The organism is Deltaproteobacteria bacterium, from assembly GCA_016709225.1.
Taxonomy (GTDB): domain Bacteria; phylum Myxococcota_A; class Polyangia; order Nannocystales; family Nannocystaceae; genus Xiheibacterium; species Xiheibacterium phototrophicum.
This window is the reverse complement of the sequence record JADJEE010000002.1, coordinates 756905-769513: the sequence shown is the minus strand read 5'-3', so window position 1 is coordinate 769513 and position 12609 is coordinate 756905. Positions and strand designations below refer to the sequence as shown.

10 protein-coding genes are annotated in these 12609 nt (G+C 71.8%); 7 read left to right on the top strand and 3 right to left on the bottom strand.

Annotated elements, in window-relative coordinates; genetic code table 11:
• Positions 1 to 61: 61 nt before the first annotated feature.
• Positions 62 to 631 (bottom strand): hypothetical protein, encoded by a 570-nt coding sequence (locus IPH07_17405; protein MBK6919175.1) that lies wholly within the window; start codon positions 629 to 631, stop codon positions 62 to 64.
• 164 nt (positions 632 to 795) lie between these two features.
• Between IPH07_17405 and IPH07_17400 the strand changes: the two genes are divergently transcribed.
• The 3 genes from IPH07_17400 (at position 796) to IPH07_17390 (ending at position 3068) form a co-directional block, all read left to right on the top strand.
• Entirely contained in the window at positions 796 to 1470 is a 675-nt protein-coding gene (locus IPH07_17400) for a hypothetical protein (GenBank protein MBK6919174.1), read from the top strand.
• A gap of 105 nt (positions 1471 to 1575) precedes the next feature.
• Positions 1576 to 2136, top strand: a complete 561-nt coding sequence (locus IPH07_17395; protein ID MBK6919173.1) for a hypothetical protein — start codon at positions 1576 to 1578, stop codon at positions 2134 to 2136.
• Between the two features lie 173 nt (positions 2137 to 2309).
• Positions 2310 to 3068 carry a serine/threonine-protein phosphatase gene (locus IPH07_17390; GenBank protein ID MBK6919172.1) on the top strand — a complete coding sequence of 253 codons (759 nt, stop codon included), beginning with the start codon at positions 2310 to 2312 and terminating at the stop codon, positions 3066 to 3068.
• Here the strand turns inward: IPH07_17390 and IPH07_17385 are convergent.
• Positions 3044 to 4381 (bottom strand): sigma 54-dependent Fis family transcriptional regulator, encoded by a 1338-nt coding sequence (locus IPH07_17385; protein ID MBK6919171.1) that lies wholly within the window; start codon positions 4379 to 4381, stop codon positions 3044 to 3046. The two genes, IPH07_17390 and IPH07_17385, sit on opposite strands and share 25 nt — an antisense overlap.
• Positions 4382 to 4404: 23 nt before the next feature.
• On the opposite strand from IPH07_17385, the gene IPH07_17380 reads away from it, so the two are divergent.
• From IPH07_17380 to IPH07_17365, 4 genes are all read left to right on the top strand, one after another.
• The gene (locus IPH07_17380; protein MBK6919170.1) at positions 4405 to 5316 is read left to right on the top strand and encodes a serine/threonine protein kinase; all 912 of its coding nucleotides are present in this window, start codon (positions 4405 to 4407) and stop codon (positions 5314 to 5316) included.
• An 18-nt stretch (positions 5317 to 5334) separates the two neighbouring features.
• On the top strand, positions 5335 to 7335 hold the full coding sequence (locus IPH07_17375; protein ID MBK6919169.1) for a putative metal-binding motif-containing protein: 2001 nt from the start codon (positions 5335 to 5337) through the stop codon (positions 7333 to 7335).
• 114 nt (positions 7336 to 7449) lie between these two features.
• Entirely contained in the window at positions 7450 to 9393 is a 1944-nt protein-coding gene (locus IPH07_17370; protein ID MBK6919168.1) for a hypothetical protein, read from the top strand.
• Entirely contained in the window at positions 9390 to 11378 is a 1989-nt protein-coding gene (locus tag IPH07_17365) for a hypothetical protein (GenBank protein ID MBK6919167.1), read from the top strand. The genes IPH07_17370 and IPH07_17365 overlap by 4 nt, the downstream gene beginning before the upstream one ends.
• On the opposite strand, the gene IPH07_17360 is transcribed toward IPH07_17365, so the two are convergent.
• A complete protein-coding gene (locus tag IPH07_17360) occupies positions 11320 to 12567 on the bottom strand; it encodes a Zn-dependent hydrolase (protein MBK6919166.1) in 1248 nt (415 codons plus the stop codon). The two genes, IPH07_17365 and IPH07_17360, sit on opposite strands and share 59 nt — an antisense overlap.
• Between the last annotated feature and the right edge of the window lie 42 nt (positions 12568 to 12609).

Sequence of the window (12609 nt, the reverse complement as noted above, 5' to 3'; positions counted from 1 at the left end):
AGCACGCGAGGGCGCGGCGATCCAGCGGCGCCGCGCACTCGGTGTCTCGCCTTGCGCGTGCTCAATCGCAGTAGCGAATCGTGAAGTGATCGCTGCTCTGCGTGCCGTCGGGGTTCTGCCAGGTGATATCGAAGCGGTCGCGACCGGTGCCGTCGCTGCCCTCGTGGTCGCAGTCGTCCTGGGTGACCTCGAACGCAACACCGCCCTCGAGCTCCGCGAGCCGCCAGTCGCCCTCGCGCGGGGTCAACGAGAGCACCGCGGTCGGCAGCGGCCCCTCGGAGAGGAAGATGTCGTCGAGCAAGACGGTGTCGCCGAGCTGGACATCGTAGTTGTAGGGCAGATCGGCCTCGCCCTCGTCGTCGTCGGAGCCGCCCGTACCGTCGTCGGAGCCGCCCGTACCGTCGTCGGAGCCACCCGTACCGTCGTCGGAGCCACCTGTGCCGTCGTCGGAGCTGCTGGTGCCGTCGTCGGTGTCCGCGGTGTCGCCCGTGTCGGGGCAGGGCAGCGTCTTTGGCCCGCACTGCGGCGCATCGTCGACGCGAAGGGCCGCGTCGTCGGGCTCGGCGGTATCACAACCGGCAAACAGGGCGAGCAAGCCCACGGTGAAGACGAGATGAGGTGTGCGGTGCATGGTGGGTCTCCCGGGCGCCGATGGGGCGTCGGGCACCGGTGCCCGCGGGCGGGCGATCGTTACAGCCCCCGCGGACGATTCTCGGACGCGCGGGCATCGCAAGGCGGCACACGCGACGTAACCCGCGTGCCGGAGCGAGCGTCCCTCGATGGTCCATCATGTCGATGAAGGGCCGCGTCTTCCGGTTGCTCGGTCCGCTGTTGCGTGACGCCGAGATCATCGGGGTCACCGCACCCGAGCCGTCGTTCCGGCTCGTGCGCCTGGCCGTGCGGGGCGGCGGCGGTGCGCGGTGGAGTGCCGGCGACAAGCTGCAGGTGCTGATGCCGAGCGACGACGTTCGCACGTACACGCCGCTGTGGTGGGGCCCCGACGGCGGCACGGCGCTGCTCGTGTACGCCCGCGGTGACACGCCGGCCTCGCGTTGGGCACGGACGCTCGAGCCGGGCGCGCGCGTTCGCCTTGCCGGTCCCGCGCGCTCGCTCGCGATGCCGCCCGGTCCGCTGACGCTGGTCGGCGACGAGACCTCGATCGCGGTCGCTGCGAGCTACGCGAGGGCGCGTCCTGGTCAGGTGCGCGCGTGGATCGAGGTGGCGCAAGGCGTCGCCGTCGCGCGGGCCATCGCTGCGACCGGTCTCGAGGAGGTCGAGCTGGTCGAGCGCCCGATGGGGGCCGCGCGCGGCGAGACGCTCGCGCGGGCGCTGCCGCAGCTCGCGGGCGCCGTCGGCATCACCGGCGCCGCCGACCTCGTGCAGCGGGTGCGCGACGAGCTGCGTGGGCGCGGCGTCGGCGAGCTGCGGACCAAGGCGTACTGGATCGACGGCCGCGTCGGTCTCGACTGAAGCCACCGCTGCGGGCGAGTGTAGCGGCGGCCACGTCGGCGTCGGCCACCGCCCCGCGCTCGCGTCAGGGGAATCGAACTCCCGGCCGCGCGCACCTGGGTCGGCATGATGCTGCGCAACGTCGCCACTGCCGTCGCCACCTTGGCCGTGTTCACCCAGCTGCCGTCGACCGCGTCCGCGCGGTGGCAGGAGCCCGCGGGATCGAGCGCCGCGTCGCCTGCGGCCGACGAGCCCGCGACTGCGGTCGCACCGTCGGCGTCCGACGTCGAGCTCGCGCAAGCGGCCGACGACGAGCTGCCGCCCCCACGCCCGGCCCTGGCGGCGCCGCGTCCGAGCACGGCCGACGAGGGTCTCGCGGAGCAGCGCGAGAAGCTCCGCAAGCTGCGGATCCGCGGCGTCGCGACGCTCACCGTCGGCGGCGCGCTGGTGGTGCTGGGCGGTGGCCTCGCGGGCGGCTACAGCAACGGCAGCTTCGGGCCCAAGGTGTTGTGGGCCGGCGTGGGCCTGGCAGCGGTGGGCGTGCCGGTGTTCGTCGGCGGCATGATCGCGTTCGCCGTGGCGAACAAGCGCACGCGAGCCCTGCCGACGCAGGGCGTCGCCGGGCTGCGGGTCGCGCCGATGCTCGCGCGCGGACAGGCCGGGCTCAGCATCGGCGGCCGCTTCTGATGCCACCGCGACGAACGAGCGCGCCGCGGTCGCCCGGGGGGTCGACCCCGCAGCGCGGCCCCGCCCCGCCCGCCGCCGGTGGGGCGCCGAGTCACCACCGCGGCGTGGACTCGCGCGGCGTTCGGCGGCGGCACGTCGTGCGCACCGCTGCGCCCGCGATGGATCCCCACGCGATGACGCTCGCCTGCGACGGCCGCTCGGTGGTCGGCCGCCGCCGCTCCAATCAAGACGCGATGCTGCTGCGTCCTCGCTCGGGCGTGTTCGCAGTCGCCGACGGCATGGGCGGCTACGAGGGTGGCGAGGTCGCGAGCGCGCTGGTGGTCGCCGCGATCGATACCTTCATGGGCCGGCTCGACATCGATCCCGAGGGCACGTGGCCGCAGCGCTCGCGCGCGTCGCTGGGGCCACTGGCGCAGGCCGTCGACGTGGCCCTGCGCGCGGCCGACCACGCAGTTCGCAGGGAGCGACGCGGACGACTGGCGCGCATGGGCTCGACCGCCGTGCTGGCGTGGTTCCATCGTGGTCAGCTCGCGCTCGCCCACGTCGGGGACTCGCGACTGTACCGGCTGCGTGCACAGCTCGAGCTGCTCACCGACGATCACTCCGTCGCCGCCGAGCTCACGCGCTCCGGCATGCCGGCAGAGGTGGTCTCACCCGCACTGCTGGCGTGTCTGACGCGCGCGATCGGCATGGATGGCGCGGCCGAGCCCGCGCTACGGCTCGAGCCGGTGTGCGCCGGCGACCGCTACCTGCTGTGCTCCGACGGGCTATGGGGTGCGCTCGACGACGACGCGATCGCGGACGTGCTCGCGCACTGTCGCGACGACGGGCGTGCCTGCGAGGCGCTGGTCGAGGACGCCTACCACGCCGGCAGCACCGACAACATCACCGCGGTGGTGGTGACCGTTCACGGCGTGGCGAGGATGCCGTGACGCACCAGCAGCGCGCGCAGGTGCTTGCGATCGAGGTCGGCCTCGCGGGCTGCGGCCGAGATGTTGCCGTCGTTGCGATCGAACAGCGCTCGCAGATAGCGACGCTCGAACTCGTCGACCACCGCCTGCTTGGCGGCGGCGAACGGTAGCTCGTCGCGCACGACCAGGGCCTCGCGCTGGCCCACGTCGCCATCGAGTGCGAGCCGCAGCCCGTCGAAGCGGGTGGCCCCCGGCGACAGCGCCAGCGCGCGATCGATCGCGTTGCGCAGCTCGCGGGCGTTGCCGGGCCACTCGTGGGCCAGCAGTCGGTCGAGGTTGGGCCCCGCGATCGGCCCGGGCTCGGCGAGTCCACGGAGGCGCAGCAGCTCGCCGACGATCGGCGCGACATCCTCCCGACGCTCGCGCAGGGGCGGCAGTACCACCCGCACCACCGACAGGCGGTAGTAGAGGTCGGCGCGGAAGCTGCCCTCGGCCACCAACGCCCGCAGGTCGCGGCGCGCAGCTGCGACCACGCGCACGTCGATCGCGGTCTCGTCGTCGGCGCCGACCGCCCGCACCCGCCGTTGTTCGAGCACCCTCAGCAGTCGTGCCTGTACCGCACCCGAGATGGTGTCGAGCTCGTCGAGGAAGATGGTGCCGCCGTCGGCCCGCACGAACGCGCCTGCCCGCGCTGCGCTGGCGCCGGTGAAGGCCCCGCGCACGTGGCCGAACAGCTCGCTCTCCAGCAGCGTCTCCGGCAGCGCGCCGCAGTCGATCGCGACGAAGCGCCCCCGTCGACGCGCACCGACATCGTGCAGCGCGCGGGCGGCCAGCTCCTTGCCCACGCCGGTCTCGCCCTCGAGCAGCACCGAGACGTCGCCATCGGCCGCGAGCTCGAGCACCGCGAAGACCTCGCGCATCGCGAGGCTCTCGGCGACCAGCTCGCCCATCCGGCGCGCGCGGCTCGGCGTCAGCACCAGCGGCTGCGGCCGCGGCTGCAGTCGCACGAACGTGTGGCCGAGCTTGAGCGTCGCGCCCACCGGCAGCGATGCCGCGCCCAGTCGCCCACCTTCGTAGAGGGTGTGATTGCGGCTGTCGAGGTCCCGCACGGCGAAGCGGTCGCCGTCGCGGCGCACGCTCAGGTGCCGCCGCGACACCGCCGGGTCGGTCAGCGGGAGATCGCAGCCCGGGTCGCAGCCGATCACGGTCTCGCCGGGCCCGAGCTCGACCGCACGACCGGCATCGGGACCTTCGATCACGACCACCTGGCACGGTAGCGGTGCGGCGCCGGCGGGCCCGAGTGCCTCGGTGTGAACCGTCGCGGTCGCCGACACTTTGCTAAGCTTAGCGCACCCGCATGAACCTGCCTGCGCAGCTCGGGGGCTACCGCGTCCTCGCGCGCATCGGCAGCGGTGGCATGGCCGAGGTGTTCGCGGGCGAGCGCGTGGGGGCCAGTGGCTTCCGCAAGCCGGTCGCGATCAAGGCGCTGCTGCCCGAGCGCGCCGACGAGCCCGAGCTGCAGCGACAGCTGATCGCCGAGGCCAAGCTGGGCGCGACCCTGCACCACGCCAACCTCGTCGAGGTCTTGGATCTCGGGGTCGATGACGGTCGCTACTTCATGGTGATGGAGCGCGTCGATGGCCTCGATCTGCGCCGCGCGCTGCTGCGCTCGCGCCCGGCCCCCGGGGTCGCGCTCGCGATCGTCGACGCGGTCGCCGCGGCGCTGGCCCACCTGCACCGGGCCCGCGACGAGCGGGGGCGGCCGCTCGGGATCGTGCACCGCGATGTCACGCCGTCGAACATCTTGCTGTCGCGGGAGGGCGAGGTGAAGCTCGCCGACTACGGCATCGCGAAGGCGACTGCGCACGCCAGCCAGCCCGCGGCTGGGGTCGTGCGAGGCAAGTTCGCGTACCTCTCACCCGAGCAGGTCGAGGGCGCGGCGCTGTCCGGCGGCAGCGACCAGTTCGCGCTCGGCGTCGTGGCTGTGGAGCTGCTGACGGGCACGCGAGCGTTCGAGGCCGACGACGTCGCGACCACGCTCGAGCGCATCCGCCGGGCCGCGCCGACGTTGGATGGCGTGCCGGAATCACTGCAGCCGATGCTGCGGCGCGTCCTCGCCCGCGTGCCGGCCGAGCGCTTCGAGGGCATGGACGAGCTGCGGCGGGCGCTGGCCGCGGCGCGGGCAGGGTTGGAGCCTGCGGGTGACGCGTCGATCGCCGCGTGGGTGCAGGCGCCGCCCGCGGCGCACGACCGCCCCACGCAACCCTGATACGCTGGCGACCCCGCGATGCGTACCCTTGGTCGTTCCGTAGCTCTGCTCGGCCTCGCGTGTGCGGCGTCGTGCGGTCGTTCCGATTTCACGTTCACGCCCGGGGGCGGTGAGGGCAGCACCGGCAGCACGGGCGGCAGTGGCACCGGCACGGACACGGACTCGGGCTCGGTCACGATCGCGGACTCGGGCAGCGTGACCTTCACCACCGGTGATCCCACCAGCGTCACCGATACGTTCACCACCGGCGACGACCTGCCGACCACGGACAGCGACAGCGACAGCGACACCACCGGCGATCCGCCGCTGTGCGCCAACGACCCGGAGTGCGCCTCGGGCGATCCGTGCATGATCGGCGCCTGCGAAGGCGGCGTCTGCGTGATGTCGGCGCGCGATGCCGACGGCGACGGGGTCGCGCCGTTCTCGTGCGGCGGTGGCGACTGCAACGACCTCAACCCGAACACCTTCCCGGGCGCGCCGGAGGACTGCTTCGACGGCGACGACAACGACTGCAACGGTGTCGCCGATTGCTTCGACCCCGCCTGCGACGATGTGCCCAACTGCGGCTGTGCGCCGGCACCGGGCGGTGAAAACTGCACCAACGGCAGCGACGACGACTGCGACACGACCGTCGACTGCAACGACGCCGATTGCCTCGGGACCCCGGCGTGCGGCTGCGCCGGCAGCGAGGGTGGCTTCTGCGTCGACGGCTTCGACGACGACTGCGACGGCGCGATCGACTGCGACGACAGCGACTGCGCGGGTGACAGCGCGTGCACCTGCATGGCGGCGTTCGAGCAGTGTGGCAACGGCGAGGACGACGATTGCGACCTGCTGGTCGACTGCGTCGATCCCGACTGCGAGGGCACCTTCTCGTGTACCTGCGTGGGCGGCCCCTCGGCCGAGCAGTGCAACGACGGCAACGACAACGACTGCGACGGCCTGGTCGATTGCGCCGACCCGAACTGCGTGCTCTCACCATCGTGTGCGATGTGCGTGCCCGAGCAGTGCGGCAATGGGCAGGACGACGATTGCGACGGCTTCATCGACTGCGCCGACGATGCCTGCGTGTTCGATGCCGGCTGCATGCCGCAGGCGGAGATCTGCAACAATGACCTCGACGACGACGTCGACGGCGCGATCGACTGCGACGACTCGGATTGTTTCGCGGTGCCGGTGTGCGTGCAGAGCCAGCAGAACTGCGGCACCGCGGCGGCGATCTTCGCCAGCGGCACCTTCTTCGGCGACACCACTGGCCACAGCAACAACACCGCCGGCACCTGCGGCGGCGGAGCCGGTGAGGCGGTGTTCCAGCTGATCCTGTTGCAGCCCTCGCACGTCATCCTCACCTCGGTCGGCACCTCGTTCGACTCGGTGCTCTACGTGCGCGCGGGCAACTGTGCCTCCGGTCTCGAGCTCGCGTGTGACGACGACAGCGGCGGCAACCTGGCCTCGTCGATCGATCTCACGCTGCTGCAGCCGGGCAACTACTTCGTGTTCCTCGATGGCTACACCATCGACCCGATCGGCGGGCCCAACGAGGGCGCGTGGCAGCTCAACGTCGAGATCGACGCCAACCCCGTCGAGGTCTGCAACGACGTCATCGACAACGATGGCGATGTCTACGCCGACTGCGGCGACCCCGACTGCGTCGCCGCGCCCGGCTGCGCCGGCTGCGTGGGCGGTAACGACCCCAGCGCGGAGTTCGGTGTCGACGCCTGCACCAACGGCCTCGACGACGACTGCGACGGCACGATCGATTGCCAGGACGACGACTGCAGCGCGAGCGACTTCTACGTCACCGAGTGCTGCGACGGCACCGACGAGAACGGCAACGGCATCCCCGACGACTTCAACTGCCGTTGCAACAACGACGCCGAGTGCGGCCCGGGGCAGCAGTGCTACGACCACACGGCCGACACCTGCGGCATCCCGTGCACCTCGTTCTTCGGCGACGTGTGTCCGTTCGTGGCGCCGGGCTCGACCTGCAACGCTGCCACGAACCAGTGCGAGTTCTGAGCCCGGCGGGTTCGGGCGCCACGCCACGCGCGATCACGGCCCGCCGGTGGCGCGGCCGATCGGCCAGCCCCACATCGCTGGGATCGATCTGCCCCCGCGACACACTAGATGCGCATGTCGTCGACGCCGACGACTCGTGCCCTGGGCGAGCTCCCGACCCTGGCGGTCCACGAGTTCTCCGCCGAGCCCACGGTGGTGATCGGCTCGCGGTCGGTTCGCGTGCGTTGGCGCGTCGATGGTGCCGCGCGGGCACAGCTGCGTTGCAGCCGTGCCGCAGTTGGCGACACGATCCCGCTGCGGGCCCGTGCGGGCCAGCTCGAGCTGCCGGCGATCGATCATGACTGCGTCTTGACCCTGGCGCTGTGGAGCGAGGCCGATCTCGCAGACGAAGCGCCGACCTACGCGACGTCGATCCCGGTGCGTCGCGTCGCGAAGTGGCTGGTCGCGCTGGTGCTCTTCAGCATCTCGTCGCTGCTCGTCGGGGTCTGGTACTGCTCCGAGTATCTCTTCAAGGGCGCGCAGGTCGTCGATCGCAGCACCTGGCTCGCGGGCGGGGTCGGCGTGGCGCGGCTGATTGCCCTGGCGTCGACCGTGCTCGGTGCGCCTGTGGTGCTCGCGCTGGTGCGCATGCGGCAGGACGACATCTTCGGCCTGCTCACCGCCGAGCTGCTGCGTCGCTCGCGACTGGCGACCGGGGTCTCGCTGGGGCTGCTGGCGCTGGTCGGGAGCTACGTCGCGTTCGTGCAGTGGAACACGCGCGAGCTGTGGTTTCGCTCGTCCCTGTCGCGGCCGGTCTACTTCTGGGCGGCGCACCGCGGTGCACACGAGGGCGACGGGGAGGCGCGGTTGCGGCTGGAGGTGCCGCCGGGGCTCACCTCTGTGCGGGTACTCGCGCTCGACGAGCCACTCGCCAACCACGATCCCGCGCGCGTGCACTGGCATGACGAGCCCGCGTTGCCGTCGTCGGAGATCGTCGAGCTCTCCTGCGGGGTCGAGCTGCTGCGCACGGCGCCGGTGGCCGGCGCGTTCGTGCGCTGGTCGCCGAGCGAGACCTCGACCTTCGTCGACGGCCGTGGCTACCTGGCGGTGCCGAACTGCAGCAGCTTCCCCAGCCGCGCCACGCTGGTGGAGCGAGAGCGCGAAGGCGGACGGACGCGCCATCGCCTGCTGTGGACCTTCGATGTTCCCACCGACGACCACGCCGAGCTGACCCATGCGCGCACGTCGATGGCGCTCCCAGCCGCCGACGGCCACCATGTGGTGCTCGGGGTCACGGGCAGCTGGGAGTCCACGACCCGTTGCGCTGCCGATGGCAGCTGCCAGCTCGAGCTGCCGGCCCGCGTCGAGGGACGCAGCTGCGCGGCGTCCCGCGCCTTCGATGCCACGGCGACGCCCGCGTACGCCGATGGTGAGCTCCACGCCAGCGACGGAACCGTGGAGGCGTGCATCTCGGGGATCCCACCCGGTGAGCGCGAGGAGCCGATGGTCGATTGTGGCGGCGAAGGTTCGTGGTCGCTGCGGTTCCGGCCCGCGTCGCTCGAGCCCGCCGCGCTGCGGCTCGGCAAGCTATCGGTGTGCGCCGGCGAACTCGATGCGAGCGCGGTGTCCATCGAACACGGTGCGGTGGTGTTCGCCGGCAAGCTACCCGCGCGGGGCTGGATTCCGTGGCCCGAGCTTCCGCCCACCGCCCAGCTGCGCGTCACCATCGCCGGCGAGACGCAGAGCCGCGGTGTCACGCAGGTCGACGACGGCATGGTCGTGCAGCTCGAGACGCCGACGATCGCGACGGCCCGGCTCGATGTGACGGTCGACGGCACGCCGCAGCTGCGACTGCGCGACGCTCGGCTGCTGCATGTCGGCGCGCAGCCGCTGTGTCCGGTGCCGACCAGCGCGATCACCCGCGTCGAGCGTGACCACGTACGGATCGACGCCCTGCCGCGCTGGATGTTGGCGAAACGCGCCAACGTCTGGCTGCTCGAGGCGCGCGGTCAGGCGACCGCCAGCTGCCGCATCGAGCTCGAGCGTGGCGCGCTTGCGTGCACGCGGAGGCGCAAGTGAGGCCGTGGCTGGCGACCGCGTTCGTGCTGCTCGTGCTCGGCGTGGCCCTGCCGGCACAGGCGGCGCGGCGGGTGCGTGTGCGCGACGAGGCGGGAGCCCCGATCGACGTCGAGGTCGAGGCCCCGGGACCGGCCGGGCGCGTGCGCACGCGCCTGTGTCGTGGCACCTGCCCCGAGTCGCTGTCGCGCATCGTGGTCGACGACAGTGGCGGGCGTGCGGTGTTGCGCTCTGCGCCGACGCTCGATCGCCTGACCGACACGGTGCTGCTCGATCTGCATCGTCTCGGGGACCGCTGTCCTCGGCTGACCATCGAACCGGGTGACGACTACTTCCCGCCGGCTGCGGGCACGTCGACGGGACCGTGCGCCGCATCGGTGGTGGACGTCGTCCTGCAACGGCGTCAGCTCGATGTCGACGTGCTCGGGCTCGGCCTCCTGCCCGTCGAAGCCTCGAAGATCGTGGTGGAACTCGCGCCCGTCGGCGTCGCGGTCACGCCGGTTGCCTACGACGCGACCGCCGATCGCCTGCGGCTGCGCGTGGCGCTGACGCAGCAGGGGCGCACGCTCGACAGCGCCGGCTTCACGCTGCGTGCGCCGGCGTACCACGGTGCGAAGATCGTGATCGATCTGGCGCGCGCACGTCGGCAGCACGAGCCGCTGCAGGTCGAGTCGACGGCCGCAGTCGCGGTGGTGCGATGGATCGAGCTGATCCGCCCGCCGTCGCCGCGCGATGAGTCCGACTCGCCGACGACGGTCTACTGCGTGCGCTACTCGGGCTCCCAGCCCCGTGGGTTCCTGGGGATGGTCGAGGAGGCGGGTGAGGAGTGGAAGAACCCCAGCTGCAACGAGCGGCGCATGACCTGCCATCCCTTGGGCGACGGGTTGCTGTGCCCGCTGCTGCGGGATGACGAGTCCAACGAGATCGTCGCGATCGACCAGACCAACAGCTTCGTCGACACGCCGACCTGCACCGTGCAAGGTGGCGCGTGTGCCTTCGCGGCGGGTTTCGACGACCCCGTGGTCTCGCGGCCGCTGCAGCTGCAGCTGCAGGACACCGTGCGCGCGGTCGCACGCTCGGGTGATCCGGTCTTCGTGATCCTCGACAAGTTCCTGCCCGACGGCGCTCAGGAGTCGAGGAGCTTCACCGTGGACGGCAGCGGTTCGTTCGAGGGCCAGGAGTTCGTGCGCGCCGACCCGGGGGCGACCCGCTACGACATGCGCGTGTTCGGTGGGGCGCTCGACCCCTCCACCCGCCGCAACGCGCTGTTGGTCGCGAATCACGTGCGGAAGCTGGAGCTGCTGCACGGCACCCACGACGCGACCGCCGTGAGCTTCCGTCGCACGAGCGTCGGCCTGCGGGCGTGGAGCGGGGTGGAGTTCGTGTCGTTCTCCCCCAAGCGCAACGATCCCGAGCTCGCACGGAACTGGGGTGTCGCGCCGGTCGTGGGCGGTGCAGCGCGGTTCGAGCTGCACTTCGCCAGCGAGGCGCTCACCATCTTTCCCGAGGTCGGCTTCGAGGGCGCGATGAAGCGGACGTGGACGGTCGACGCGCCCGGGGCTCGCGCGCACGAGGACCACCGCTGGGTCGGGCGCAGCTTCGTCGGCGCGGGGTTGCGCACCCGGGCGGTGAAACGCGTGCCGCTGTCCGTCGAGGTCGTCGGCGCGTGGATGCCCGAGGGGGCACCCCGCGGCAGCGGATCGCGGGCGGGCGATCTGAGCATCGGCATGCTCGGCGTCCGCTATGGCTTCGGCCTGTTGCCGCGGTTCCTCGATCGGCTACGCGCCTCCATCGGCATCGAAGGCCTGTTCGGCGCGCATACCCGCTTCGTGCTGCCCGAGCGGACGATCCTCGCGCGGGTGCACCTGCGGGTCGTGTTCGGGCTCAGCGCCGCGCTCGGCCGCCTGTTGCCGTCGAGCACGCGCGTGCCTACACCACGCCGGCGCGCTCGAGCATCGCGTGCAGCAGCACATTGCACCCGGCGGTGATGTCGGCCGGCGTTGCGTCCTCGATCTCGTTGTGGCTGATGCCGTCCTTGCATGGGATGAAGATCATCCCCGCGGGTGCGAGCCGGGCCATGTAGACCGCGTCGTGGCCAGCGCCCGAGACCGCCGGCATGTTGGTGTAGCCCAGTCGCTCCGCGGCGTTGGCCACCGCGCGCACGCAGTCCTCGTGGAACGGCTGCGCGGGGTACTGCGAGACCAGCTCGATGCTGATCGGCAGGCCGCTGTCGCGCGAGATCGCAGCCGCGACCGCGCGGATGTCAGCGTCCATCGCGTCGACGAGGGCATCGCTGGCGTTGCGCAGGTCGATCGAGAACTTCACGCTGCCGGGGATCACGTTACGGCTGTTGGGGTGGACGTGGACCATGCCAACGGTGCCGCGGCCGTGGGGCGGGTGGCGATGCGCGACCGCGACGACCTCCTGCATGAGCTTGGCCGCGACCTGCAGCGCGTCCTTGCGCAGCGCCATCGGCGTGGGGCCGGCGTGGGCCTCCATGCCGGTGACGACGCAGTCGTACCAGCGAATGCCGAGCACGCCGGTGACGACGCCGATGGTCTTGCGGTGATCCTCGAGCACCGGACCCTGCTCGATGTGAGTCTCGAAGTACGCGCCGATCGGATGATCGCCCGGCTCCTCGGGCCCGACGTAGCCGATGCGCTCGAGCTCGTCCTTGACGGTCTTGCCGTCGACGTCCTTCGCGGCGTAGGCGTGCTCGAGCGTGAAGGCCTTGGCGAACACCCCCGAGCCCATCATCACGGGCACGAAGCGCGAGCCCTCCTCGTTGGTCCAGAACGCGACCTCGATCGGCGCCTCGGTCTGGATGCCGTGGTCGTCGAGGGTGCGGATGACCTCGAGCCCGGCGAGCACACCGTAGTTGCCGTCGAACTTGCCGCCGGTGGGTTGGGTGTCGATGTGGCTGCCGGTCATGATCGGCGGCAGCGCGTCGTTGCGGCCAGCGCGGCGCATGAAGCAGTTGCCGATGCGATCGATCGTCACGCGCAAGCCGGCTTGGCGCGCCCAGCCGATCACGAGGTCGCGGCCCTGCTTGTCGAGGTCGCCGAGCGCCAGCCGACACACACCGCCCTTGGGGGTGGCGCCGATCTTCGCCAGCTCCATGAGCGAGCCCCAGAGGCGGTCACCATTGATGCGGAGGTCGGTCGTGGGCGTGGCCATGCGCGCATGGTAGCGCCCCTTGGCGAGCGGATCCGACGGCGA